The following is a 25,304-nucleotide window of genomic DNA, read 5'->3' on the forward strand; positions in this document are numbered from 1 at the left end:
TGCAGAATGGGACGCGGACTCCCTCTTCGCCATCGGACCGTGCTAGCCCTTGCATAATCCTGTTACGCTTCCGGCTCGCCTTACGCTTCGTTGCTTCGAACACGTCCCCCGTCCCTCCCCTCACAACGCCTGCGTCAGCGTCGCTTCCTCCGAATCATCGAGCAACTTCGGCTCGACCTTGAATCGGTAGATCAACTCCCGCTGACCCGCCGTCTCCTCAACCTGCAGGCGCATTGTCTTGCCGATGAGGTCGTCGGCGTTGATGTACTTGTAGCGCTTCTTGTCGACATCCGACTCAAGTTGAAACACCTGGGCCCGTTTGGGCCGCCGGTGGCTGTTGCTAGCGTGCAGCGTGCACTTGAGATCGACCGGTAGCTCACCAGTGTTGGTCATCCGCTGCTCGACAACCAGCGCGCCCTCGGGGGTGAGGAAGGTCTCAACCTCCAGCGAGATGTTGTCGAGGCCGACGAACAGCTCGCGCCACACGCTGAACTTGTAGTCGCGTTCCGCCGAGATCTCGAACTCGCAGCGGACGATCTGCGGGCCGAAACTCGCGTCGTCGAGACCAATCGTCAATGGCGCCTTGAGCGACTCGTTCGTCTTCATCGAGAGCCTTGGATCGTCCATCGAGACGTTCCACGAGCTGGAGGAGACTTCCGACATCGACTCGTCGCCGACGCCTTGCTCGGGAACAAAAACACGCACCGTCCCCCCAACGCCCTGGCCAAAAGTGTTGTGCAACAGGAGAGCGTTCTGCTGCTGGACGCCGAAGACGCTCGCCACCTGCTTCGATTCGAATCCCATCTCCATCCGCCAACGGGCGATCCCTTCGTGCAACCCGTAGACGAAGAGTGGCATCTGTCCGACACGGATCACTTGCCGGCCGTCGCGTTGCTCGGGCCTCTTGTCATCGCCCCAAACGTCGATGACCTGGACGTTCTCGCCGAGGTAGAGCGTTTCTTCGACGGGTGTATCGTTGGATTCGGTCGTCGGAGCTTCGAGGTTCCAGAGGACCATGACGACCTGCCCATCCGTCCGTTTGAAGATCCAGTTGTTGCTGCCGTGCGGCAATCGGATCGATCCGAGATACTTGGCGCCCCCCAACAGCCGCGCGCACGTACGCCACGGCAAGAGCAGCTCGCCCGGCGAGCCGTCGGTGTTCATGACGCCCGTCTGGCCGTCGGCCATGTCGGGTGATCCCGAGAACGGATTGCTGATGAAGATGCCATCGGCGCCGTTCATCTTCGCGACGAGGATCTGCTTGACGAAGTCACGGACGCGTTCCTGATGCCGACGCACAAAGGCGGCTCGCATCAAGGGGTCGTTAGGGTCGTCGGGGTCGGCGCCCTCGGGGGGCGTCATGTCGACCTCGGGTGGCGCGACGACAACCCAGCGTTCGGCCGAGCTCGGCCGCGCCTTGTCGAACGCCGACTCGAGCCCCGCCGCGTCGAGCGCTTCGCGTCCGGCGAGTTGCTCGAAGTCCCAGCTGAGCGATTTGCCTTTGTCCCGCGGGTGATCCCACCGCCAGCCGATCCCCATCCGCACGTCTTGGCCGAAGCGGAAGAGCTGGTTGCGTATCGCGCCGATGCGCTCGACGAGCCGGTCGTAACCGACGAAACTCGTGTCGCCGTCTCGGCCTAGCTGCCACCAGCGGATGCGCAGCGACAACCGCGTGATGATGTGGTCGATCTGCGGCAGCCAGTACGACGGCTCGCCCGATAGAAAGCCCTCGATCGGAGGCGACTCCTTCTGGGTCCGTGGGTCGGCAATGACGAGCGACGGGTCCTCCAGGATGCCGATCGTCTCGATCCCGCGCGCCGCGAGTTGCTCGGCGAACTTCATGATCGACTCGCCTCGTTGCTCGTCGCCCGGGACGAACCAGACCGGCAGCTTCACCTTGCGGACGCCCACCCGAGGCAACAGCTCTTGCAGCACCGAGAACGGCAACGGCCGGTCGGCTTTGGGCAGCGTCCACCCGAACTCGCCGCGTTCGCTGGTGACGAGTGCGTCACGCACCACCGCGACGGAAATGGCGCGTGTCTCGCCGATCGGAACGTCGGTCCCCGTGCGGTACATTCCGACCCGCACGCGATAGAAACCATAGTCTTTAATCGGCGGCTTCCACGCCTTCGATCCCTCGTAGCTCGACTTGTCGGTGCCGAACCCGTCCACGATGTCCGAAGCGTGCGCGACCGACTCGGAGATGATCTGGCCGTCGAGATTGACCTTGCCCCCCTCGCCGATGGACTTGTTCGTGGCGTCGAGGAGCTGGAACCGCACCTCGGGGTTTTGCTCCAGAATGCCCGACAGGCTGCACGTGACCTCCACATCCTCGACGTTCGTGTAAACGTTGTAGAGGCTGTCGGTATGGATGCGGATGCTTGGTAATCGATAGAGACGCACGTCGGCAATCTGAATCTCGGCGTTGAGGTCGCCACGCTCGCCGCGCGCGTAGTCAAGGTGCAGGTAGACGCGATCGACCTCGCCGTCCTCCGGCTGATAGTCGCCCATCTCGATGTCGCGCCACCTCCCATCGGAAGGGAGCGGATCGGACTGTTCGACCTGCTTCTTGATGTCTCGGTTGTTATGAAACGCCATCCGCACCCGCACGGCCCCGTGCTCAACCCCCTTGATCCGAGCCCGCATCCGTAGCTTGTAGCTGAACTTCGGCATGACGTGGATCGGCGGGCTGATCGCCGTCGCCCCCGCCCCGTCCGGCTGGATCAACAGCACCTTTCCGGAGGTCGCCTTATCGTCCGCCGGGACGATCGCGATCCGGGCGTACTGCGGATGCTCGTCGTCATAGACGCGGGTCCAGCGGTCGGGCCAGCTGTCATAGTTGATGTCCCAACTCGCGTCGTCAAACTGGCAAGCGAACACTCGGACGAGGTCCACCAGCGAGTCGTCGGAGCCTGGCGATTTGTCCTCCGGCGCCGCGCCACTCGACTCGGCAAGCGGCTGCGGCCCGGAACTCGAGACGCGGCTTGGCGACGCCGGCGCTATCGTCACCGATGTCAGAGCGATCGTCGCAAGGGCGAGTCGGCAGTGCGTCAGAAGGGTCACAGCGGCATGCTGGGGCGCACGGGGAGCGGAGGGCCGAGCGCTTGTCGCCCAAGGCCTTTCAACTGTACGGTGCGTCTGGCGACCCGCCCGACTCCCCGGCGGAGCAGCCGCATCGGACCGACGCCAACCACCGACACAACCGTGCCAGCCCCACCAATCGCTATCCAGACGCTCAGCCTCCGCCAGCCGCTGCGGCGGGCCTTGGAGACCGCCGCGCAGCTCGGCGCCGACGGCGTCGAGATCGACCTCCGGACCGAGCTCCGCATCGCCGACTTCTCGCAAACCGCCCTCCGGCAGTTCCGCAAGACGCTCGATGACCTTGGCCTGCGGGTGCTGGCGGCGTCGTTCCCAACGCGTCGCGGCTTCGACGACGCCGAGGACCTCGAGCGCCGCGTCCTGGCGACGCGCGAGGCGATGGCCTTTGCGTACAAGCTCGGCGCCCATGTCGTTGTCGGCCGGGCGGGCGAGATCCCCGAGGGCGAAGACGATGCCCTGTCCGAGATCATGGTCCAGTCGCTGCAACTCCTCGGCGCCCACGGCGAGCGCGTCGGCGCGCGCTTCGCCTTCGCGTCCGGCGCGGCGCCCAAAGCGCAGCGCCGGCTGCTCGATCGCATCGGCGAGGGCGCCGTGGGCGTCGCGTTGCACCCCTCCCTGCTCATCGGCGGCGGCCAAGACCCCGCCGACGCCGCGTCGCAGCTCGGCGCCGACACGGTAAGCGTCTACGCCGTCGACGCGGTGCGCGAAGCGTCCGTCAGCGGCAGCCGTGCCACGGAGGTCCAATTAGGCCGCGGTGAAGCCGACATGCCCGCCGTGCTCGGCGTCCTCGAAGAGCACGCCTTCCGCGGCCCGATAACGGTCACCAGAACCGACACGTCCGACCCGACCGGCGAAATCAGCGACGCCGTGCAGTTCCTCCGCGCCTTGTAGGGTCCGCTGTGCGGACCGCACGATCAATTCACCGCAACGAGCGAACGAACGTCGGTTGTAACAGAGAGCCGGAACGCGTTAGCGCCCGTAGTTGGTCTTGGCACCCGCTACAACTCCGGGCGCTAACGCGTTCCGGCTCCCTTTCAAGTCGCATCTGAAGCGTGTGCCTGCTTCACTCTCGGCGCTGGCGCTAAGGGCTCCCGAAGAATCGGTGTGCTGGCGATTCTGCAAACCGCCAACTGCGGTCCGCACAGGGGACCCTACAATCTCTTAGTGCTTGTAGACCTTGTGCGAGGGCCGGCCCGCCAGGATCTCCGCCTTGCCCCAGTTGGTGACCGCGCGGAAGGCGTCGCTCGTGATGAACGCCTTGAACGCTTCTTCGTCGTTCCACTGGCTGGTGATCAGATACGACGCGTCGTTCGCCACGTCACGCCACAGCGACGAGCTGTCGTGCCCCTCGGCCGCGTTGAGGGCGCCGAGCACTGCGGCGAACTTCTCCTCGAACTCCCCCTGCTTGCCGGGCAAGACGACGTAATTCATTCCGACAGTGACCATCGCGGCGCGTCCTTTGAGAAAGCAGTCCTGGTTAAAGCGAGTTGCAGCCTGCAGAGCGTAGCACAGAACGGCGCCGAAGGTTTAGTTGTCGTCCGAGGGCGCGACGGCCAGGGCCTTCAGCGCGTCGAGCGCCCCCAGCAGGTCGTCACGGCTGATCGCGTCCCAGCCGGTCATCTTGTGGCTGAGGATCACCAGCTTGAACTGCTCGAACGCGTCCGCCACGTCATCCGGCAGCTTCGCCATGTCGGCAAACGGCCGCACCCGCGGCGCCTTCTCGGCTACATCGCCGTCGCCGTCGGCTTCGAACGGGGCGTCCGACTCGTCCGCTTCGACCGTCGCGGCGCTCTCGCGCGACGCGGCGGCGACGGTTTCATCGTCGGTGGCGCCGCCGCTCCGGGCCTCTTCGCTCGACGCCTCTTCGCCGCCGCTCAGCGCGTTGTAGGAGTCTTCGTCGATCTGGGCCTCGATCACCTGGCCGTCGGTCGGGCCCTCGGGGCCGCCGCCATTCGCCTCCCACCGCGCGCCGCGCATCTGCGAGACGCTCCAGCGATTGTTGATCGCCCCTTCGAGCCACATCTCCGCGTCGTCCCAATCGAGCGCCGCTTGGAAGTGGCTCCAGAACAGCCCGCTATACTGCGAGCGCACCGCGCCGAACCGCTCGTGCGCGCGACGCAGCCGGCCGACGTGCTGGCTCGTGACATTGCCCACCAGCCGCGTCCATGCCTCGTCCGAGTACTCGGTGACGTGCGCGCCGCTCTTGCGGACCGCTTCACGCCAGTCGGCGATGATGCGTCCCTTCTCCCAGTTGGTCGTGCTGACGAGCTGGTTCCACTGTCCGACGAACGGCGAGGAGGACTCGACCGTCTGGGCCGACAGGTCGGTCTCGACCCGCGGCTCCTCGCCAACGACATGACCTGTTGAAGGGATTGGGCCGGCGGATGGTTGCGAGAACGATTCGTCCGTGATTGGGTCGCTAGGCAGCATGGAGAAACGGGCCTCTTGTCTCGGTAAGCGGCAGGACAGCTAGCTCGATGGCGGGGCGTGCTCGGCCGCCAGCGGCCATCGGGGGGCGGATTCTAGCAGCCCCCCGCCGCGCCGCCACGCGCCGAATGGGCCAGCCACGCTTGAGTTATCGACACCCGCGCCGCACGACCCTCGCCACCCGCGCCAATTCGCAGAGAACCCCTGACGGCGCAGGAAAAAGCCCTACCCGCGGCACGGGCAGGGCGTGGAAAACTTTCCCGGCGACGCCGTGGATAACACGTCGAGACGCCGTCGACAGCGTGTCGGTCCCTCGTAGGGTGGGTCGTGACCCACCATGAACCCAGGGCTCACGTCGCTGCGGTGGATCACGACCCACCCTACAACGGATTCGACTAACCGTGCGGACTACGCCACCGGCGCTTTCACCTCGGAAGTGAACTCACACTCCTTATGCGCGCCGTCGCAGAACGGCGCGTTCTTCGACGCCCCGCAGCGGCACAGCGCGATCGCCGGCTTCGAGGGGTCGAGTGGGAACGCGTTGCCATCGGCGTCGTAGAGCTCGATCGGCCCCTCGATCTTCAGCGAGCCATTCTTACGAACCGTGATCTTGACGTCGGCCATGGGGCGTATCTCCGGGAAATTGTTGACGGTCTGATTGTTGACGGCAGAAGCGGAACCGCCAAGACGCCAATAGGAATGACGAAATCCGAATGACGAATGACGAACCTGTCGGAGGGGTTAGGCCGCTACCGGCAGGTTCGTCATTCGTGTTTCGTCATTCGTCATTCGCTTTCTCAATCAGCCACTCCCACGCGACCCACCCCACCTTCGCCAGCGACTTGCCCGAGCACTTGTCCGGCGTATCTTCTGTCGTGTGCCAATAGGGGTAGTCGAAGTCGATCACGTCGATCGCGCGGATGCCGCCGTATTGGCGCAGCGCGAGGTGGTCGTCGAGCACCGTGTGGCGCACCTGCGGGACGAACTCCTCGACGCCTAGCCGCTCGGCGACGTCCCACACTTCTCTGGCAATCGGCCGCGACTGGCGCGACGCGAAGCTGTGGCCTTCGAAGTGAATCTGCAGGTCCTTGTCGGCGACCATGTCGAAGAGCACGGCCGCGTCGTAGTTCCACACGCGCTCCTCGCCGCCATCGCTCGCCGGCAGCGGCTTGCGCTTCGCGTACTGCGTGGCGAACCACTGGCTGCCGAGGAAGTAAGGGTCGCGGTCGTTGAAGACCAGCTCCTCGCCATCAAAGAAAACGAAGTCCACGCCGAAGTCTTGATCGGGCGCCGCTTCGTCGAACCGCTCCGCCATCAGTTGACCCAACTCCATGAGCAACGCCGTCCCGCTGCCGCCGTCGTTGGCGCCGATGAAGACCCCATTGCGGCGTGCCTGCGGGTCGCGGTCCTGATCGGGCAGCGGCCGCGTGTCGTAATGCGCGCACAGCAGCACCCGCCGCGTCGCCTCGGGCCGCCAGCGCACCACGAGGTTCGCCATCCGCACGCGGCGCGAACGGTTCTGCGGATGGGGCGCCTGAAAACGCTGCTCCTCGACTTCTATGCCGAGCTTCTCGAAATGCTCCTTGATAAGCTTCTGCTGCTCAAGCATCCCCCGGCTGCCGCTAACGCGCGGGCCGATGGCGCAGATCGCTTCGAGATAGCCCATCGCCCGATCGGCGTTGAGAGGGTTCGTCGGCGGCTCATCCGCCGACGCGATCGACGCGGCGAACAGGACGATGGGGAGAACGATCAAGGAGAGATGCCAGTGCTTCATGCGAGCATTCTACTCGCAGAATGGAGAATTCGGCGAGCCGGCGACGTTAGTCGTCGGTGGGAAGCGGGTACACGGGTTCCACCGACGACTAACGTCGCGCGCCTCGCCAAGCTCACCGCAACCGGCCGCCGCCATCCACCGGTAGTACCACGCCCGTCATGAAGGGGTTCTCCACCAGCATCGCCACCGCGTGGGCGATGTGCTCGGCCTTGCCGTAGCCGCCCTCGTCGCCGGTGCGGATCAACGACACGTAACGCGCCTCGTCCTTGCGTTCGTCCGGTTCGTCCGGCTCGCCGGGCAGATGCTGGCAGATCACGGGACCCGGCAGCACCGCATTCACCCGCACCCGCTTGTTGCGTCTCGACAGCTCGACCGCCAGCATCCGCGTCATGCCGGGAATCGCCGCCTTCGACGGGTGGTAGGCGGGGTAGTCGCGGTACGGCTTGCCATCGGGCGCCGTGGCGGCGTCGCCGAGATTGATGATCACGCCCCCCGCGTCTTGGTCGGCCATCCACAACCCCGCGTGCTTGGCGAGGACCAGCGGCGCCACGGTGTTCACGTCGAGGCACTTGCGGACGTCGCTCGCCGCGAACTCCTCGAACGGCGTCTCGGGCCAGATCGCGGCCGAGTTCACCAGGATGTCGAGCACGCCGGCATGCTCGTCGCACGCCTCGCCGGTGCTAGCGAAGTGCCGGGCGACGCGGTGCACGAGGTCCTCGGCGGCGCCCTCGTCGGTCAGCTCGGCCTGGAAGACCGCGACATCGGCGCCGTAGCGCTCTTCCAAGAGGGCGCCCAGTTCATGGGCCTCGCCGAGCGAGGAATTGGCGTGAATCGCCACCCGGGCGCCCCGCCGGGCCAGCTCGATGGCGATCGCTTTTCCGACACGCCGAGCCCCGCCGGTCACCAAAGCGACCTGCCGCGCTAGCGTCGGGGGGAGCGGATCGGGGAGCATGCGGTTAGTGTAGTCGATACCAGACGATAAACCCAATCACCTATTGGCGAGCCGGCGACGTAAGTCGTCGGTGGAACCCTGGTACCCGCTACCCACCGACGACTCACGTCGCCGGCTCGCCGTCGGTCGAATTGCAGCACGCTCACAGCAACCTTACCCAAGATGTCACAAGACAACACCACCGTCGCCGCTATCAGCTGGACCGGCCACGGCGACGGATTTCTCACGCTGCTGGACCAGACACGTCTTCCCGAAGCCGTGACGTACGTCAACTGCGACAACGTCGAGTGTGTCTGGCAGGCGATCAAGAAGCTCGCCGTCCGCGGCGCGCCGGCGATCGGCATCTCCGCGGCGTACGGCGTCGTCCTCGGCGTGCGTGACGGCGCCATGTTGCCGTCAGGCGCCGCGGCGGCGACCGTCGAAGAAGCCAAGCAGGCGGCGCTGGCCGCATGCGACTACCTCGCCACCAGCCGCCCCACCGCGGTCAACCTGTTCTGGGCGCTCGACCGGATGCGCGGCGTGATCACCACGCTCGATGAACCCTCGTCAGGCCGGGTCGGCGAACGGCTGCTCGCCGAAGCGCAGGCGATCCACGAAGCGGACCGCCTGCAATGCGCCGCCATCGGCCGTCACGGCTCCGACCTGCTCGAAGCGCTTGGCAGCGGCGTTGGCATTGTCACGCACTGCAACACCGGCATGCTCGCCACCGGTGGCGACGGCACCGCCCTCGCCGTGCTCTTCGCCCTCAGCGAGCGCGGCATGAAGCCCCAGGTTTTCGCCGACGAGACACGGCCGCTGTTGCAAGGCGCGCGGCTCACGGCGTGGGAGCTGATGCAGCGCGGCGTCGACGTGACGCTGATCTGCGACTCGATGGCCGCCCCAATCCTCCGCGACGGCAAAGCCAAAGCCGTCATCGTCGGCGCCGACCGCATCACGGCCCGCGGCGACACGGCCAACAAGATCGGCACCTACGGCCTCGCCGTGCAGGCCCACTACCACAAGGTCCCGTTCTACGTCGCGGCGCCAACAACCACGTTCGACCTCACGATCACATTCGGCAGCGACATCCCCATCGAGCAACGCACCCCAGAAGAAATCACCAACGCCTTCGGCCGCCGCACCGCGCCCGAAGACGTGCAGGTCGACAACCCCGCGTTCGACGTAACGCCGGCGGAGCTGATCACCGGCATCATCACCGAGCGCGGCGTGATCTCACCAGTGACGGAAGAAGCGGTGCGGGCGATGATCGGCGCGTAAATCCGAGCCGCGACAAATAGAGAAGGCTACGAGAGTTCGTCCAACACAACGTTATTGAGGACGCCCGCCCAATGGTCAGCGAAAGTGAAACGGGCAAGATCGAACAATCGGCTCTGCGATTTAAGCGCCCAGCCTCAAGCCTCAATAGCGTGCCGTTCGCGTCGTTCTTAATGTCGCTTGCGTTCGGAACTATCTACGTCGTCCGAGGCTTCGGAGAGGACGGGCTGTCCGGCCTTCAACGTTGCGGCGAACCTTTGCCGCTTGGCCTTATGTTCTTGATCGCTGCTCTCTATCAATGGGAGTGCTGGCGACGGCAGAAGGCTCTTTGCGTTATCAAGAAGAACTTACAACAGAAGGCGGAATAACGAGGGATATCGTCTGCAAGCAGATTTGTCAGGCGGCAAACATCTCCGCCAGCGCGTCCATCAGCTTCTTCGCCGTGGCGCCCTGCAGCTTGCTGACCTTCTTCACCAGCCGCTGCTTATCGACGGTCCGCAACTGATCAACAGCCGCGACGCCCGGCTTGCCGCCAACGCGGGTCTCGATGCGGAAGGGGTAACTGCGGCCGATCGTCAGCGGGACGACGATCACGGTGTTCAGGTGAGCGTTCAGCTCGTCGGGCGACACGATCACCGCAGGCCGCGTCTTACGAATCTCGCTCCCGATCGTCGGGTCGAGGTTCACTAGCCAGACTTCGAGGCGCTTCATTGCCACTGGCCATCGAAGTCGCCGATCGTCGCGTCCCAATCGCCGATCGCGTCGCCACCCTCGGCACGGCAAGCCGCCGCCGCGTCCGCCCAACCCAGCCGCGTCTTATTGACGGGCCGGATTACTACTCCAGCGGGCGTGACCTCCAGGTCCAACTCCGTCGAGAGCCCCGCCTGCTCAATCACTGCCTTCGGCAGGCGGATGCCCTGAGAATTGCCGATCTGGACGAGTTCGATTCGCATAGCTACGGAATGCCTGAGGGCAAGATTGTGTAATTACAATGTAATACGCAAATGCTGCCTTGCCAACACCGAGTGGCATAATCGACCAGTCAACATCGCCATACCACCCCGGACAGAAGCTACCCCGCCGAGTAAGCCGTTGTGCTCGTCGTGTCCGTCGTGGTGAAGAAATCATCCACGAACATTCGCGTGAATTCGCGGTTGCTTACCCCACATCCCCAAGCTCCAACGAATCCCCATACCGCCGCAGCATCTGCCGCCTGAGCAGTTTGTGCTCCGGCGCCTTGAGGCCCGGGTCTGCTGCGAACAACTCCGCAGCGGCGGTGCGGGCCTCGATCAGCACGTCGCGGTCGCGGACGAGGTCGGCGATGCGTAGCGGCGGCAGGCCCGTTTGGCGGTCGCCAAAGAGGTTGCCGGGGCCGCGCAAACGGAAGTCGATCTCGGCGAGCTCGAAGCCGTCGCTGGTTTGCTCGAACGCTTGCAGGCGCGACAGCGCGGCGTCGGAGAGTTCGTGCGGCAACAACAAACCGCAGACGCCCGGGTGGCGGCCACGGCCGACGCGGCCTCGCAGCTGGTGCAGTTGGCTCAAACCAAAATGCTGTGGTGACGCGATCACCATCACCGTCGCGTTGGGCACATCGACGCCGACCTCGATCACGGTCGTGCTCACGAGCACCTGCGTCGCGCCGCTGCGGAACTTTTCCATCACGGCGTCCTTTTCCACCGGCGAAAGACGGCCGTGCATCAGGCCGAGCCGGCAACCCGCCAACTCACCGTGCGTCAGTTCGTCGAACGAACGCTGCGCGCTCTGGGCGTCGATCGCTTCGGAGTCGTCGATCAGCGGCGCCACGACATAAGCCTGCCTGCCGTCGCCGAGCTGCTTGCGGACGTGCCCCCACCACTTCGTTTCGTTCTGCGGCTCGACGAGATACGTCTTCACCGGCTGGCGCCCCGGCGGCATGTCCTTGATGCTCGACGTTTCCAGGTCGCCGAACTGCGTCATCGAAAGCGTCCGCGGGATCGGCGTCGCGGTCATCACCAAGTAGTGCGGCGAACGGTCCCCGCTCCGCAGCAGCGCCCGCTGACGGACGCCGAACTTGTGCTGCTCATCAATGACGGCAAGGCCGAGCTTTGCGAACTCGACCTTCTCTTGCAACAAGGCATGCGTGCCGATCGCAAGGTCCACATCGCCCGCGGCGATGCCCGCGCGAACCTGCGACTTCTCCGCCTCGCTCATGCCGCCCACGAGCAAACGCGACCGCACACGGCTCGCCTTGAGCATCGCGGCGAGCGTCTGGTTGTGCTGGCGGGCGAGCACCTCGGTCGGCGCGAGCAGCACCGCTTGCCAGCCGCTGGCGACCGTGGCGAGCATCGCGTAGAGCGCGACGATCGTCTTGCCCGAGCCTACGTCCCCTTGCAGAAGACGGTTCATCGGCTGATCGCTGGCGAGGTCGGCGGCCACGTCGTCGATCGCCGCTTGCTGCCCCGGCGTCAGCTCGAACGGCAGCAGCCGCTGGATGCGGGCGTCGAGCCGCGTGTCGATGACGATCTCCGGCGCGCTGAACGACACGCTCTGCTGGTGCCGCCGCGCGGCGAGCGCGAGCTGCAACACGAACAACTCTTGAAACACAAACCGCCGCCGCCCCGCCTCGCGGTTTGCCTCGTCTTTGGGCTTATGGATCGCACGCAGCGCGTCGCCGATCGGCAGCAAGTCGTGCTTCTGTCGTAGTGCGGCGCTGAAGACCTCGTCGGGCAGGTCGGCAAAGCCATCGACCGCCGCGGTTACGAGCCGCCGCATGATGTGCTGCGGCACGCCTTCGGTGAGCGAGTAGACCGGCGACAACCCTTCGCTCGCCGGGTCGTCCGCCGCATCGTCGCTGAGCCACACAATCCGCGGGTGCACCATCTCCCACCGCAAGCCGGCGAGCTTCGGCTTGCCTGAGAGCTGCACACGCTTGCCGATCTTGAATTTGTCGCGCAAGAAGAGCTGGTTGAACCACATCGCCCGCATGGCGCCGGTTTCGTCCTCGACGACGACACCAAGCCGGCTCTTACCAAACCCCGTGCCGCGCGACTCCACGTCAATCACTTCGCCCGCCACCGTCTGCGGTAGCTCGGCCTCAAGATCGGCGATCTTCCGCCGGTCGCGAAAGTCCTCGTAGTCACGCGGGAAATGAAACAGCAGGTCCGCGACATGATGCATCCCAATCCCCGCCAGCGCATCCACAACCCGCCGCTGCACGCGCGGGAGCTGGGCGATCGGTGTTCCAAGGTCGGGAGCCATGGAAGGAGTTTAGCCACAGATGGACACAGATGAACGCGGATGCAGTTTTGAGGGGCTACATCGACCCGCGATCAACGCCGCCAGATCACGATACGCACGTCGCCATCGTAATCCAATGATGACAGGGCTTCCTGCATCCACTGTTGAACGACCTCTTTCTTTCGACCACCTGAACCAGCTCCGATAAGAGGGAACGCGATCGACTTGAATCTATGCGTCTGGACTAATTTTATGGCGTTCTGAACCGACTCCTTCGTCGCGTACTGGCTTCCTTGCCATAACAAGTTGATGCCAGCGACATGGATAATGCCACGGAAAGGCAACCGACCGGCGGTCGTCAGTCGAGCCTCACCCAAAGCCATCGGCCCTGTCCTTCCGATCTCGCGGAATGGCTGTAAACCACCTCGCTTCTTGATGGCGCCGGACACGCCTTGCGGTAGCAGCAACCACCACGGGATGACATTCCGATTCCAAGCATTGACGATTACGTCAACATCTTGGTCGAGCAGGTCTCCCTCAGTGATTTCCAATCTCATCCGCGTTTATCCGTGTTCATCTGTGGTTTCCTACCTTCTCACAAAAACTGCTGATACGCCGCGACCGCCAGCTCATCGCAGCGATCGTTCTCGGGATGTCCGCTGTGGCCCGCGACACGGGTGTACTTGATCTGGTGCTGGGCGGAGAGCTCGTCGAGTTGGCGCCAGAGGTCTTCGTTCTTGACCTCCACCAGCCGGCCCTTCTCTTTGCGTTTCCAGCCATTGCGTTTCCAGCCCGCCATCCATTCGCTGAGGCCCTTGCCGACATAGACGCTGTCGGTGAACAGCTCCACCTCGGTCGGCCGCGTCAGCGTCTTGAGGCCCTCGACGACGGCTTGCAGTTCCATGCGGTTGTTGGTGGTGAGCTTCTCCCCGCCGGAGCGCTCGAGCTTTTTGCCGGTCGCGGGGTGCACCAGCAGAAACGCCCAGCCGCCGGGGCCGGGGTTCCCGCTGCAACCGCCGTCGGTGTAGAGGTGGACCAAGGGGAGGGGACAGGGGTTAGAGGACAGGGTCGAGGGGGTCGGGTGGTTCGCCGTTATTCGTTCGGAGGCCCTATAGTCTACCGCCCATCGCCCTTCGCCTCACCTCCCATGCTCTACGCCTACTACAGCGACCACGTCGCGATGCCGTTGCCGGACAAGCACGCCTTCCCGCGCAACAAGTACGCGCTGGCCCGCGAGCGCGTGGCGGCGATGGCGACGGAGCTAGCCATCGAGCTGCGGCCCGCGCCGGCGGCGTCCGACGCGGAACTGCTACGCGTCCACACGGCCGAGTACATCCGCCGTGTGCGCGTGGGCGAGCTCACGCCGCAGGAGCAGCGCGAGATTGGCTTCCCTTGGTCAGAAGGTTTTGTTGAGCGCTCGGTCGTATCAACCGGCGCGACGCTCGCGGCAGGACGGGCGGTGTTCACGGCACGCGACGAAGGCCGCGACGCATGGGGCGTCCACCTCGCTGGCGGCACGCACCACGCCTTCGCCGATCGTGGGCAGGGCTTTTGTGTGTTCAACGACATGGCGGTCGCCGTTCGGAACTTGCGTGCCGAGGGCCGCTTTACGCGAGCCCTGGTGCTCGACCTCGATGTCCATCAAGGCAACGGCACCGCCGCGATCTTCACCGGCGACCCCGACACGTTCACCGTCAGCCTGCACGGCGCGAAGAACTTCCCCCGCGTCAAAACAACCAGCGACCTCGACGTTCCCCTCCCCGACGCCTGCGAAGACGCCGAGTATTTGGAACGGCTCGACGACACGCTCACCAAAATCTGGCGCAAGTTTACGCCCGAGGTCGTCCTCTACATCGCCGGCGCCGACCCGTACCACGCCGACCGTTACGGCCGGATGAAGCTCACCAAGGAAGGCCTGCGAGAGCGCGACGAACGCGTCGCCACCGCGTGCCGCGAACGTAACTTACCGGTCATCGCCGCGATGGGCGGCGGCTACGCCCGCGACGTCGACGCCGTGGCGGAAATCTACGCGACCACGGTCGAAGTGCTGGCTAGTCACGCCCCATAACGCCGACGATTTGCGTCACCGGCTCTCCATATGCTGGCGTAGCGAGCCGACGACGCAAGTCGCCGGAGTAACGTCAACCTACGGAAGGCGCTCCGTCTCAACCTCGGGCCACTCACCGCTGAGCTCCTCCAGGAACGCCACCAGATCCGCTTGCTCCGCCGCCGTCAGGTTGAGCGGTTCGATGAGCGGACTCAGGAAGGGGTTCGGCTGGCCGCCCTTCACGTACCAGGCGACGACCTCGTCGAGCGTCTCGAGCGAGCCGTCGTGCATGTAGGGGCCCGTCTCGGCGACGTTCCGCAAGCCCGGCGTCTTGAAGGCGCCGCGGTCGGCCTCGTCCTTCGTGACTTCGTAACGGCCCCAATCGAGCGGCTTGGTGATCGCGTCTGCTTCAGGCAGGTCGGCGATCGACTCCATGCCAACGCCAAGGTTGTGATACGCCTCGTCGGAAAAGTTGGCGCCAGCGTGGCACTGTGTGCAGCCCGTGCGAGCGCCGAAGAACAAGTCAGCGCCGCGCTTCGCCGCGTCCGAAAGTGGCCGGGCGGCGGCGATTTTTTCGAGTTGGGCTAGTTCGTCAGCCAACTCGGGGTCTTCGTCGGCGTACGCCTCACGGAGCACCCGCAAGCGATCTTCCACGTCCCAAGCGTTCGGCCCGCTCACCAGTACGCGCTCGAACGCCGCCAGCGCGCGGCCGGCGTTGTCGATCGACACGCCTCCGCCGTCGAACACCGCGTCGAACTGCGCGACATAGGCCGGGACTTTCTTCAGCGTCTCGACGATGGCTCCATGGCTAAAGCCCATCTCTTGCGGATTCGCCATCGGCGCGATGGCTTGCTCTTCGAGCGACGAAACACGGCCGTCCCAAAACTGAGCGCCGGAGAGAATCCGATTCGCTGCGGTGGGCGAGTTGCGAACACCCTCTTGGCCATCGACGCCGACGCCGAACCGAGTTGGGAAGGCGTAGCCGTACTCCGGCGCGTGGCACGACGCGCAGCTCACCGTGCCGTCGCGCGATAAACGCGGATCGAAGAAGAGCTGGCGGCCCAGTTCGATCTTTGCGCGCGTCAGCGGCTCGGCGTCGAGCCCCTGCATGTCGGCCTCGCCGGCGTTCATCCCTAGCGGTAACTCGGGGCGCAGCTCGCGGTGGTTCACCGGATCGGCGAGCCAGCCGCGGAGCTGTTCGACCGTCAGCTTGCCCTCGCCCGGCACGCCGCTCAGCAGATTGCCCTCGCCCAGGCGTACCCGTTCGGGTCCGTCGGCGGTCGCGGCGCCGGCAAGAGCGGCGCAGAACAGCAGGGCAGCGAAGCGTAGCATAACGTGGGGGCTGGGTGGCTCGGGCGCGGCGTCCTGCCTAGACATTCGAGGCTAGACCGCCGGCGCCCGTCGCGCCAACCGCCGCGACGTTACGCCGCGGCCGCTTCCAGAGCCGCCAGGGCCTTTGTGTAGTCCGGCTCGCTGGTCACCTCGGGCACGTACTCAACGTACGTCACCTTGCCGTCCTTATCGAGCACGAACACGGCCCGGCAGAGGATCTTCAGCTCTTCGATCAGCGTGCCGAACGCGTTGCCGAATGAACGCTCCTGATAATCGCTGGCGACCTTCAGGTTCTTGATATCCTCGGCGCCGCAGAAGCGATTCATTGCAAAAGGCAGGTCAAGGCTGATCGTCACGGCGTTCACCTTGTCGGCCATCGACGAGAGCTTGTCGTTGAACGTCTTGGTCTGCGTGGCGCAGACGCCCGTGTCGAGCGACGGAACGACACTGAGGATGGTCGCCTTCCCCTTGAGGTCCGACAGGCCGAGTGACTTCATCCCGCCCTCGAAGTAGTGGCAAGTGAAGTCGGGCGCGGCCTGACCGGCGGCGATCGCGTCACCAGCGAGGGTCATCGGGGCGCCCTTGAACGTGATGGCTCCAGAACGGGACATGGCGTGGCTCTCGGGGCTTATGTGGATTTAGTGGACCGGTTTAGATGCCCCCTCACTATCCCGCGGGAGTCGGGGGCCTGACAAGTGGGCGCGCGTCGGGCCGCTGTGCGGACCGTGGGACCGATTTTCGATGAGAGGTAAAGTTTGAGTACAAAAATGATGGCGAGCCGGGAGCTTCAGCGACCGGAGGGATGCTGGTACCCACTTCCCTCCGGTCGCTGACGCTCCCGGCTCGCCGCTGAGACTATCACCCCTATTGTGTGCGCGCGGGACCTCGTACGCGCGGTCCGCACAGCGGAGCTTACGCGACCGCTTCGCGCCAGCAGTGGTCGAACAGCGCCCGCCACTCGGCGCGTTGTCGCTCGGCGCAGACTTCGGCTTGGGCGCCGCCTTGCTTGACGGCGTGGCGTGCCTCATCGACGAAGGCGATGGGGTCCCAGTCGGCGGCGATCGCCGCGCACGCGGGGTGCTCGCCCGCGCGGCGGAACCAGTACTGGGCGTTGCCGTAGTCGCCCTCGCGGCGGTGCATCACGCCGTGCCAGTAGCTGCCGGACGGCGTCGGCACGTCCTGGCAGAGCGCATGCGCCTCGCCGAGGTGCCCGTGCAGCAGCCACACCGCGGCGAGGCAACAGGAGAAGGCGTCTCGATCGACGACTGTCAGCTCTGCAGCGGCCTTCTCCGCGAGCGCGTCGAGCACCGGCCGCATCGCCCGATCGGGCCGGCCCGCGTCGAGCGGCATCGTGGGCTCATCGCCGATCGCTTCGGCGAAGGCCGCGCCATATTTCGCCGGGTGGTAGTCCGTCAGGTTGAACAGGTCCGCCATGCGGACGAGTTTAACCGAAGGACGTCTCGCTCAGCGAGTCGTCGTCTTGCTCGGCACCCGAGCCTGCCGAACGCCCTGCTGTTGGTTCGGCTGGCGACGCTGCGCCGTCGGCGACGCGCCCGGCGCCTTCTGCTGGCGGGCGGCGGAACCGCTCGGCATCGCGCCGGGTACGAGGGTCGCCTTGGGCGCCTCGCTCTTGACGCTCTGCACCAGTCGGCCGTACTCGAGGGCCTTCGCCCCGTTCTCGACCTTCTTATACATCGTCGCCAGATTGCCGTAAGGCACGGCCAGGTTGTCGCTGTCGAGCACCCCGGCCGCGACGGCGCGTTCCATCATCCGCGCGCCGCTCTCGGTCAGTTCGATCGCCAGGTCCTTCTGGTCCTGGCTCCAGTAGCTGACGCCCATGCTCACCAGCTCTTCGCCGTCACGACGCGGCACGACGAAGTCGCTCTGGGGTCGCTCGGCGGTGAGCACGTCGCGGCCCTTGTCGTACCAACCGACCGCCTCGGCGTGGTCCTGCTTGTGGACCGCGTTGACGGCGCCGAGGTAGAAGTACAGCTGCCCGACCATCATCTCCGCGGCCGGCGAGGTCGTCCGCGGCGCGGCGCCCTCGGACAACTCATTGATGGCGTACGAGCCGTAGGTGAGCGCTTGCTGCGCGTCGCCCCGGACGTGTTCGATCCGTACCGCGTAGTGGTACGCTTCGCCCAACTCCCAATGGATGCGGGCGCGCATCAGCGGGTCGGCGCACTCGGCGAGCAACGCCTCGGCCGTCTCTTTGGCCTCGGTGACCCATGGGCCGGGGTCCTTGGTCGGACGCAGTTGGGCGAGCGCCTCCAGCGCCTGACGCGCCACTTGCAGCCGCAACTCGAGACCGCCCCCGTCATCGGCGATCCGCTCTTCGGCGATCCCCGACGCGCGGCCAATCCACTCGGCGACCGTCTCGGCCTTGTTGTTGTAGTTGCGGCGGGCGATCTCCTTGGCGACCGACAGGTGCGAAGAGACCAAGAGGTCCTTCGCCATCCGCCGCTCGCTGTCGTCCGCGCTGGTGGCGATCTTGTCGGCGATGGTGATCGCCGTGTTGTGGAAGTCGATCGTCTTGCCGGCGATCGCTTTGTCGCCCATCGCCGCGAGGCGGCCCATCAGGTCGAACGCCCCGGCGCGGACGAGGTCCGACGCCGACTGGTCGTCGAGCACCTTGCGGGTCTCGAGCACCGCGGCGTCGTACTCTGCCGTGTCGCGGAGCGACTCGGCGAGCGTCAGGCGGTAAGCCGGGTCCGACGGCGCGAGCTTCACCGCTTCCGCGGCCGCGAGGTTCGCCGCTTCGGACTGCCCCGCGGCGAGGTGCTGGACGGCCTTCGCCCAGTAGGCTTGGGCGCACGCGGGATCGGCCTCAACCGCCTTTTGCAAGTCGGCGAGCTTCGCCTTAAGATCGTGGGCGCCGCGCTGCTCGCTGCGGAGCACAAACGTGCGGGCGTCGATCGGTTCGAGCACCAGCTGCGTGACGGTCGCCTTCAGCGGGTCGTCCGACGACCCTTTTTGATTGGACGATTGGGTGAGAAAGGTGAGCCCCTTCTCAGGGAACGCCACCGCGAGCAACTCGTCCGACATTGGGTCGGCGATCTGCACGATATCGATCTCGCCCAGCCGCAGCCGATCCCCCATCTGCTGGACCGTGGTCTTCTCGACAAGAGTCACCCGCACGACGGCGACGACATCGTTCTCGATCAGCGCTTCAACCTGCTTGAACGGCGGCAGCTCGTAGCCGAGCACCTCGCCGCCGGCGGTCTCGCCCTTGGCGTCGGCGACGGTTTGCGGCTCGCCCCATTCGACGATCAGTTGATCACGGGTTGTGAGGCCGGGTGTGACGCCGTGAAACTTCGCCGCCGCGGGGCCATTCGTCGGCGCCGCCGCTTCCTTGAGCGTCTTGGCGCCGTTATCGGGGAGCGCGGCGACACGGCTGTCGGTCGCTTCGGCCTGGGCCGAATTGGCGGCGCCCTTCGTCGACGGCGGCGAGGCTTGATCGACGGGCTCGGCGAGCTCGGGCTCGTACTCCGAGACGTCCGAGATCGGCTCCAGATCGGTCGCCTCGTCGGCCTCGAGCGGGCTCCCCTCGCGCTTCTCCACCAGCACCGAGTCGACCGCCGGCCGGTCCGACGCGACCGCCACGATGTCCTCTGGCAGATCGTAGACGAGGTCCACGGCCAACGCGCCCTGCGCGCTCAGCACGGCGGCGCCCACCACCGAAGCGCCCAGCAAAGCGGCGCGGCTCACGCCGGAAAGCCAACGCCCAAGCGGGTCGTGGCGTCGTGAAGACTCGCCCGTGGGCGTAACAGTTGTGCGACGCATCGTGGATTCCCTCCCCTCGGCTCCGCGGCCCTCATCCTTGAGTTCCGCTGCGTACGGCCACGCGCTCCCCACGCCCGGCCGGCCGTATCCGAAATGTTTCATCGGTATCCGACCGGCGGTCGGCACAGGCAGAATCCTCAAAAACGACCAACGGCCCGAGCGTAGGCGCTCGGGCCGTTGGGGAATGGTTCAAGTCCGACCACCCGTCGTGAGCGCCGTTACGCTCACCGTCGTTGGCAGGTGGGAGACTAGCCGCGACGACGCGCCAGCGGCGCCGCCGCGAGCAGCACTAGCAGCATGCTGGCCGGCTCGGGGATGTAGGTCGCCGAGGAGCCGGCGCCGATCGCTACGGGCGTGCCCGTGTAGAGCTGCGTCATCAGGATGTCGTAATCGGCGAGGTCCACCTTGCCGTCGTGGTTGGCGTCACCCTGGATGATCGAGGCGCCGCTCTCGATGCCGGCGTTGCGGACCCAGACATCGATGTCGTCCTGCGAGACGACGCCGTCGCCGTTGAAGTCGGCGCCGATCGCGCCGGACATCACGACCTCTAGCCGCACCTCGTCGTTGAGCGTGTCGTAGACGACGTCCCAGTACTTGCCCGCCGGCAGGTCCGGCAGCACGAGGTTCGTGAACAGGCTGTCATCGGCGAGGTCGCCGGCCGTCAGCAGCGCGACCGAGAAGTCGTTCGGGATCGACGCCGGCGGCGCCGAGTTGAGGAACGCAAACCCGATCGTGCCGCCGTTGATCGTCAGCCCGCCTTGAACCGTGATATAGGCGGCCTGCGAGCCGTTGGAGCCGAACAGGTCGAAGGCCACTTCGATGTTGCCGCCCGTGTTGTCGAGGTTGCCAAGGAAGTTCACGACACTGCCGAACGGCCCGATGCCGATCTCGCCTTCATTGACGACGTCGTCTTCGAACGTGACGCTGGTGCCGTCGCCGGAGACGACGATGGCGCCGGGGATAAACAGAGAACCGGCCGTCCCGTAGTCCGCCGAGGCGTTGAAGACGGGGCCGTTTACCAAGTTCGTCCCGCCGGTGAAGGCGACGACGCCCGTATTCACCAATCCCGTCGTGAAGTGCAGGTTGCCGTTGTTCGACACGATGGTGCCTGCGGTTGTCTCGGAGATCACTCCCGGGAGCATCGCGTCTTCCACGGCGTAACGGGCATTGAAGAAGAAGTCGGAGGTATTCAATCCGCCGGCGGCGGTAGTCGGATTGAACGGCGCCCCCGTGTCAGCGATGTAACCGATCTCCAGGTCACCGCCGGTAACCGACATCGAACCGAGGTTCATCGTCCGGTAGTTAACATTCGCACCGCCGCCAACGACCGGGATGCCGGCGCCAGCCGGGAAATTGGCGACATCGCCGTTCGCATGGATAACGAGCGACTCGCCCTGACGGACTCGCACCTCGGCGCCGGCGTTGTTGAGGAACTGCCCCGCGAGGATCCGCCCCGTGCCGGCGATCGTGCCGCCAGTAGACGAGTTGTTCGTCGGCGTCCCAATCGGCAAGTAGTTGTCGCCGTTGACGACCCCGCCCGCGATGAGGAAGTCGAGGTCCCCCTCGATCAAACCGCGATTGTGCAGGGCCCCAAAGCTCGTGCTGCCGCTCACGTCGACGCCCGCCGAGTCACCCGCGCTCCGCGTGTTGCTCAGTTGCAGGCGAAGCGGGCTGTCGGAACTCGGGAAGCTGCGGATCTGGGAGGTAATGCTCGTGAACAACGAATCGGCTTGGACCTCACCGCTGGTCTGGATGCGGCCTTCGTTGAAAACGACGCCCGAAACGTCGAGCCGCACGCGTCCGTCGATCAAGCCGCGGTTGAGCAGGGCGGGCCGACCGGGGTTCGTCTCGTCGTTCAACAGCGTGACCTGCAGCGGATCGGCAAGCGCCGTATTCTGTGCGTTGGGATCGCCGCCTCGGATGACCGAGTATTGCGACGTCGAAAGAACATCACTGCGAAGGACTCCATAGCCATTGATCGTGCCGTCCGTCTGCAACTCTTCGTCGATCTGCAGGCGGCCACCCGTCAGCGTGACGAGGCCGCGGTAACCAATCGCGGCGTTGCCAACAACGCCGTTGCGACCAGCCACGTTGACGACGGCGTTGGAGCCGATGACGAGACTTCCTTGCTGGATATCGTTGACATCGGCGGCGGTCGCCGGCGCTACGATGCTGGCGCGGCGGTCGCCGATCACGAGAGCGCGATTACCGACCATCGGGCCGGTGTTGATCGCCGAGGGGTAGATGTTCACGGTCGACCCGGCATTGATCACCGACAGAATGCCGGAGCCATCTCCCGGCGAACTGCCGCGTGCGCCGGTGCCCAGGTCGCTGCCGGTGCCGAGGGCGCCGATCGCCAAGCCATTGAAGAAATCAGCCCGCGCCCCGTTCGAAACGGTCATCGAACCGTTGCCGCGGCCGCCGATAAACGATGCGGTCTCGGTGGAGCGAATCTCGTTGAGCGTCTGCTGAAGCTCGACCCGTCCGAACGCCGCCAGCGATGAACCCACGCCGTCCACGGTCACAGCGCCGTTCGACTCGCCATCAACGGCGACCATCAACGCGTCCTGGATTTCCATGCGCCCGCCGGCTTCGATGAGCATGCCTGCTGTGCCATCGAGACCGACGATGACGTCGAATCCGCCGGTCGTCGCACCGAAGTCGCGAGTGGTTTCCCCATCGATGAAGCCTCCCGTAAACTGTGGTGGGTAGTTGGTCTTATCCACCGCGCTATCGAGATCGACGATGATCTCGTCGATATCGACGCCCCTGCCCAAATTGAGCGCGATCTGATCACCGCGGTCGATCAGGTTCGGGTCGTTGCTGTAGAGACTGCCAAAGCCAGACACCGTCACCAACCCGGTGCCGCCAACGGCATTGGTCCCGCTCCGGTACTGGCTCACACGGAACGTGTCGTCGCCAACCCCTAAATCGTTGCTCACGCTGAAGTCGAGCCCAATCGCTCCCGGAACCGTCCCTTCGCTCACGGCGCCGATCACCAAGTTCTGGTACCGCAACTTGCCGCCGCCGAAGATCGACAACGTGCCCGATTGATTCGCGTCGCCGACGAGGATGTTCTGTGCCGAGTCGTAATTCCGCCAGACCTGAGCGGCGTCCCAGGGGAGACCAATACCCGTAGCGCCGGTCGGGTCGGTCTGATTGATGCCGGCCGGGAGGGGTCGGTTGCCGCCCGCTGTCAGCACGTCATCGGCGCCGTCCAAGTTGACGTCGACGCCGCCGACAATCGGAAAATTCGATGGCGAGGTCGGCTGAACGCTTCCTTGCCAAGCGATCTGCGCGAAAGCCGGCGCCGCGGCGAGCGACAACAGAACGGCGAGAATCTGCGTATTTCGAGACATCATGCGGGCATCAAAGGTTTCATTTAGCCCCCTGTCATTGACCGGGGGCTAAGTTGAATTTGGGGACGCGGCAGGCTGTTCCGGAGACATGCCGACGGTCGAGGGCTCTCATTATCTGACGCTAACTCGCTATCTCCAAACGAGATTAGCCACTTTCTGGGGCTTTCTGGGGCCTCTTGCCTAGACGGCTCAGTTTCGCTGGCCCGCCAGACCCCGTCAACGATTTCGCCGAGCTGGGGCCGTCACAACCCAATTCGCCGCCCCAAGCGGCCCTTATTGCGACGGCAGCTCTCAGGACGTCGGCGAGCCGGCGACGTTAGTCGTCGGTGGATACGGGTACCCGCTCCCCACCGAGGACTAACGTCCCCGGCTCGCCGCCCGTCGGAGTTTGATAGCCTCAACGCCGCGGCTCCCCGCAAGCAGCCCGCACGCCGCCAGGCACACCCCCGCGAACACGTCCCCCCAGCGGCTGTAGAACGTCGCCCGCGCACTCGGCCGCGGGACGTCCGCCACCAGCGCCTGCTCCGCCATCCGCGGCCCCAGGGCCTGGACCTCACCTGTCGCATCGATGACCGCCGAGAGGCCCCCATTGGCCGCCACCAGCAGCGGTAGGCCGTTCTCCACCGCCCGATAGACCCCGCACGCCAAGTGCATGTCGAGTTCGCTCGAGCCCCAGAACCAAGCGTCGTTGGTGACGTTCACCAGCACGTCGGGGCGCTCGCCGTCAGCCGTGAGCGTCGCGACCTGCCGGCGGATGACGTGCGGCACCACCGTCTCGTAGCAGATCGACGGGCACAGCCGCAGCACGCCCCCGTTACCCAGCGGCCCGTCGCGCAGTGGCGCGTCCATCGCCACTGGCCCGGCGCCGACGCCCATGCCGCCGGAGATCGGCGTCAGGTAGTAGATAATCGGCATCCCGGAAGCAAACGGGATGTACTCGCCAAACGGCACGAGGTGCGTCTTGTCGTAGACGGCGATCGGCTGCCCTTCGCCATCCGAGAGCAGGACGCTGTTGTAGACACGCTCGTCCCCAACGCCCGCGGGCTCGGACAGGATGTCGAAGCGGTCGATCCCCACCAGCGACGCGGCGCCGCCCGTCATGTCGGCGAGCACCTTCAGCCACGAGGCGGTGTTCTCGATGCGAGCGGTGTACGCGTCGTCGGCGTCGGCTGGTGGTTCGGCGGCGCCATCGAAGTAAATGAGCGGCGTGCGGAACATGCTCTCGGGCCAGATCACCAGATCGACCGGCCGCCCGTCACGCCGACTCTGTGCGAACGCCTCGCGCGAAAGCACCATGTGGCGGTCCATGATCCGCTGGCCGCGCGCGGGGTCCGGGTCCCACGTGGCGCGGATGTCGCCCTGGATGAGCGCCACCCGCGGCCGTGGCGCTTTGTCGATTTTGAAGTTCGTCTCGACGGCGGACCTGGCTGCGAAGCCAACCGCGATCACGATCGCGATCGATGCAATCGCTTCTATCAATCGCCGACCACGACGCGGGGTCTTCCAAGCAAGGAAGGCGTTTGCCAAGGTCGCAGCAACGAGCACCACGGCGAAAGTCACGCCGTACGCACCCGCGTAGGCGGCGAGCGAACGTATCCAGGGCTGGCCCGCTTGCGAATGGCTCACCGCACCCATCAAGAAGCCAGTGAACAACCGCGCCTGCAGCAACTCGAGCCCCGTCCACACGACCGGCGCCGCCAGCCACAACGGCCAGCGCCAACGCCGCCGCGCGGTCCGCACTAGCGCGACCAGCGCCACGGGATAGAGGCCCAAATAAAGCGCTAGCGGCGCCCAGCCCAACGGTGTCAACGGGTGCGGCAGCCGCACCCAGTGCACCGCCAAGAGCCAATACAGCGATCCCGCAAGCCACATCTTGAGGTACTCACGGCGCCGCCATTCGGCAGGCGACTCGGCGAGCCATAGCCACACCCCCGGTGCGATCCAAGCCAGCGGCCACAGCGCCGCCGGCGGCTGCGCGAGCCACAACAGCACCGCGCCAATCACCCCGACGAGCAGCACTCGTGGGGGACCGAACTCCACCACGGGAGAGTCCTTCACTGC

General features: G+C 65.6%; 20 protein-coding genes. 3 read left to right on the forward strand and 17 right to left on the reverse strand.

The features are described 5' to 3' along the window. Nucleotides 1–120: 120 nt before the first annotated feature. Nucleotides 121–3,063 carry a hypothetical protein gene (locus Spa11_RS22375; RefSeq protein ID WP_197529595.1) on the reverse strand — a complete coding sequence of 981 codons (2,943 nt, stop codon included), beginning with the start codon at nt 3,061–3,063 and terminating at the stop codon, nt 121–123. Nucleotides 3,064–3,204: 141 nt separating this feature from the next. Here Spa11_RS22375 and Spa11_RS22380 point away from each other — a divergent pair, with 141 nt between their 5' ends. Continuing rightward, nucleotides 3,205–3,990, forward strand: a complete 786-nt coding sequence (locus Spa11_RS22380) for a sugar phosphate isomerase/epimerase family protein (RefSeq protein ID WP_197529596.1) — start codon at nt 3,205–3,207, stop codon at nt 3,988–3,990. A gap of 270 nt (nt 3,991–4,260) precedes the next feature. On the opposite strand, the gene Spa11_RS22385 is transcribed toward Spa11_RS22380, so the two are convergent. From Spa11_RS22385 to Spa11_RS22405, 5 genes are all read right to left on the reverse strand, one after another. Further along, the gene (locus tag Spa11_RS22385; RefSeq protein WP_145116807.1) at nt 4,261–4,545 is read right to left on the reverse strand and encodes an antibiotic biosynthesis monooxygenase family protein; all 285 of its coding nucleotides are present in this window, start codon (nt 4,543–4,545) and stop codon (nt 4,261–4,263) included. An 81-nt stretch (nt 4,546–4,626) separates the two neighbouring features. After that, nucleotides 4,627–5,529, reverse strand: coding sequence for a hypothetical protein (locus Spa11_RS22390; protein ID WP_145116808.1), 903 nt, complete (start codon nt 5,527–5,529; stop codon nt 4,627–4,629). A gap of 405 nt (nt 5,530–5,934) precedes the next feature. After that, nucleotides 5,935–6,150, reverse strand: coding sequence for a CDGSH iron-sulfur domain-containing protein (locus Spa11_RS22395; protein ID WP_145116809.1), 216 nt, complete (start codon nt 6,148–6,150; stop codon nt 5,935–5,937). A gap of 154 nt (nt 6,151–6,304) precedes the next feature. After that, complete coding sequence (locus tag Spa11_RS22400) at nt 6,305–7,300, reverse strand: M28 family peptidase (RefSeq protein ID WP_145116810.1); 996 nt, start codon at nt 7,298–7,300, stop codon at nt 6,305–6,307. 112 nt (nt 7,301–7,412) lie between these two features. Then, nucleotides 7,413–8,252: an SDR family NAD(P)-dependent oxidoreductase gene (locus Spa11_RS22405; RefSeq protein WP_145116811.1), complete on the reverse strand. Its 840-nt coding sequence runs from the start codon at nt 8,250–8,252 to the stop codon at nt 7,413–7,415. Nucleotides 8,253–8,414: 162 nt separating this feature from the next. On the opposite strand from Spa11_RS22405, the gene mtnA reads away from it, so the two are divergent. After that, on the forward strand, nt 8,415–9,509 hold the full coding sequence (mtnA, locus tag Spa11_RS22410; RefSeq protein WP_145116812.1) for an S-methyl-5-thioribose-1-phosphate isomerase: 1,095 nt from the start codon (nt 8,415–8,417) through the stop codon (nt 9,507–9,509). 393 nt (nt 9,510–9,902) lie between these two features. On the opposite strand, the gene Spa11_RS22415 is transcribed toward mtnA, so the two are convergent. The 5 genes from Spa11_RS22415 to rnhA form a co-directional block, all read right to left on the reverse strand. Beyond that, on the reverse strand, nt 9,903–10,217 hold the full coding sequence (locus Spa11_RS22415) for a type II toxin-antitoxin system PemK/MazF family toxin (protein WP_145116813.1): 315 nt from the start codon (nt 10,215–10,217) through the stop codon (nt 9,903–9,905). Continuing rightward, nucleotides 10,214–10,459 (reverse strand): AbrB/MazE/SpoVT family DNA-binding domain-containing protein, encoded by a 246-nt coding sequence (locus Spa11_RS22420; protein ID WP_145116814.1) that lies wholly within the window; start codon nt 10,457–10,459, stop codon nt 10,214–10,216. The genes Spa11_RS22415 and Spa11_RS22420 overlap by 4 nt, the downstream gene beginning before the upstream one ends. Before the next feature lie 205 nt (nt 10,460–10,664). Beyond that, nucleotides 10,665–12,743, reverse strand: a complete 2,079-nt coding sequence (recG, locus tag Spa11_RS22425) for an ATP-dependent DNA helicase RecG (RefSeq protein WP_145116815.1) — start codon at nt 12,741–12,743, stop codon at nt 10,665–10,667. A 71-nt stretch (nt 12,744–12,814) separates the two neighbouring features. Next, the gene (locus Spa11_RS22430; RefSeq protein ID WP_145116816.1) at nt 12,815–13,279 is read right to left on the reverse strand and encodes a macro domain-containing protein; all 465 of its coding nucleotides are present in this window, start codon (nt 13,277–13,279) and stop codon (nt 12,815–12,817) included. A gap of 38 nt (nt 13,280–13,317) precedes the next feature. Continuing rightward, nucleotides 13,318–13,761, reverse strand: a complete 444-nt coding sequence (gene rnhA / locus Spa11_RS22435) for a ribonuclease HI (protein ID WP_231933084.1) — start codon at nt 13,759–13,761, stop codon at nt 13,318–13,320. A gap of 108 nt (nt 13,762–13,869) precedes the next feature. On the opposite strand from rnhA, the gene Spa11_RS22440 reads away from it, so the two are divergent. After that, nucleotides 13,870–14,790 carry a histone deacetylase family protein gene (locus Spa11_RS22440; RefSeq protein ID WP_145116818.1) on the forward strand — a complete coding sequence of 307 codons (921 nt, stop codon included), beginning with the start codon at nt 13,870–13,872 and terminating at the stop codon, nt 14,788–14,790. A 78-nt stretch (nt 14,791–14,868) separates the two neighbouring features. On the opposite strand, the gene Spa11_RS22445 is transcribed toward Spa11_RS22440, so the two are convergent. The 6 genes from Spa11_RS22445 to lnt all read right to left on the reverse strand — a co-directional run bounded on the left by Spa11_RS22445 (nt 14,869) and on the right by lnt (nt 25,301). Next, nucleotides 14,869–16,101 carry a cytochrome-c peroxidase gene (locus Spa11_RS22445; RefSeq protein ID WP_197529597.1) on the reverse strand — a complete coding sequence of 411 codons (1,233 nt, stop codon included), beginning with the start codon at nt 16,099–16,101 and terminating at the stop codon, nt 14,869–14,871. Nucleotides 16,102–16,190: 89 nt separating this feature from the next. Further along, on the reverse strand, nt 16,191–16,712 hold the full coding sequence (gene tpx / locus Spa11_RS22450; protein WP_145116820.1) for a thiol peroxidase: 522 nt from the start codon (nt 16,710–16,712) through the stop codon (nt 16,191–16,193). A 301-nt stretch (nt 16,713–17,013) separates the two neighbouring features. Next, nucleotides 17,014–17,535, reverse strand: a complete 522-nt coding sequence (locus Spa11_RS22455; RefSeq protein ID WP_145116821.1) for a hypothetical protein — start codon at nt 17,533–17,535, stop codon at nt 17,014–17,016. A gap of 30 nt (nt 17,536–17,565) precedes the next feature. Next, nucleotides 17,566–19,884 carry a hypothetical protein gene (locus Spa11_RS22460; protein ID WP_145116822.1) on the reverse strand — a complete coding sequence of 773 codons (2,319 nt, stop codon included), beginning with the start codon at nt 19,882–19,884 and terminating at the stop codon, nt 17,566–17,568. Nucleotides 19,885–20,132: 248 nt separating this feature from the next. After that, nucleotides 20,133–23,246 carry a beta strand repeat-containing protein gene (locus Spa11_RS22465; RefSeq protein WP_145116823.1) on the reverse strand — a complete coding sequence of 1,038 codons (3,114 nt, stop codon included), beginning with the start codon at nt 23,244–23,246 and terminating at the stop codon, nt 20,133–20,135. A 354-nt stretch (nt 23,247–23,600) separates the two neighbouring features. Further along, nucleotides 23,601–25,301: an apolipoprotein N-acyltransferase gene (lnt, locus tag Spa11_RS22470; protein ID WP_145116824.1), complete on the reverse strand. Its 1,701-nt coding sequence runs from the start codon at nt 25,299–25,301 to the stop codon at nt 23,601–23,603. Nucleotides 25,302–25,304: the final 3 nt, after the last annotated feature.

Origin of the sequence: Botrimarina mediterranea, assembly GCF_007753265.1 — a bacterium.
In the GTDB taxonomy this organism is placed as follows: Bacteria; Planctomycetota; Planctomycetia; order Pirellulales; family Lacipirellulaceae; genus Botrimarina; species Botrimarina mediterranea.

Coding starts and splice junctions, on each gene's coding strand:
- Spa11_RS22385 (WP_145116807.1), bottom strand. CDS start 4,545: ATGGTCACTGTCGGAATGAATTACGTCGTCTTGCCCGGCAAGCAGGGG.
- Spa11_RS22390 (WP_145116808.1), bottom strand. CDS start 5,529: ATGCTGCCTAGCGACCCAATCACGGACGAATCGTTCTCGCAACCATCC.
- Spa11_RS22395 (WP_145116809.1), bottom strand. CDS start 6,150: ATGGCCGACGTCAAGATCACGGTTCGTAAGAATGGCTCGCTGAAGATC.
- Spa11_RS22400 (WP_145116810.1), bottom strand. CDS start 7,300: ATGAAGCACTGGCATCTCTCCTTGATCGTTCTCCCCATCGTCCTGTTC.
- Spa11_RS22405 (WP_145116811.1), bottom strand. CDS start 8,252: ATGCTCCCCGATCCGCTCCCCCCGACGCTAGCGCGGCAGGTCGCTTTG.
- mtnA (WP_145116812.1), top strand. CDS start 8,415: ATGTCACAAGACAACACCACCGTCGCCGCTATCAGCTGGACCGGCCAC.
- Spa11_RS22415 (WP_145116813.1), bottom strand. CDS start 10,217: ATGAAGCGCCTCGAAGTCTGGCTAGTGAACCTCGACCCGACGATCGGG.
- Spa11_RS22420 (WP_145116814.1), bottom strand. CDS start 10,459: ATGCGAATCGAACTCGTCCAGATCGGCAATTCTCAGGGCATCCGCCTG.
- recG (WP_145116815.1), bottom strand. CDS start 12,743: ATGGCTCCCGACCTTGGAACACCGATCGCCCAGCTCCCGCGCGTGCAG.
- Spa11_RS22430 (WP_145116816.1), bottom strand. CDS start 13,279: ATGAGATTGGAAATCACTGAGGGAGACCTGCTCGACCAAGATGTTGAC.
- Spa11_RS22440 (WP_145116818.1), top strand. CDS start 13,870: ATGCTCTACGCCTACTACAGCGACCACGTCGCGATGCCGTTGCCGGAC.
- Spa11_RS22445 (WP_197529597.1), bottom strand. CDS start 16,101: ATGCTACGCTTCGCTGCCCTGCTGTTCTGCGCCGCTCTTGCCGGCGCC.
- tpx (WP_145116820.1), bottom strand. CDS start 16,712: ATGTCCCGTTCTGGAGCCATCACGTTCAAGGGCGCCCCGATGACCCTC.
- Spa11_RS22455 (WP_145116821.1), bottom strand. CDS start 17,535: ATGGCGGACCTGTTCAACCTGACGGACTACCACCCGGCGAAATATGGC.
- Spa11_RS22460 (WP_145116822.1), bottom strand. CDS start 19,884: ATGCGTCGCACAACTGTTACGCCCACGGGCGAGTCTTCACGACGCCAC.
- Spa11_RS22465 (WP_145116823.1), bottom strand. CDS start 23,246: ATGATGTCTCGAAATACGCAGATTCTCGCCGTTCTGTTGTCGCTCGCC.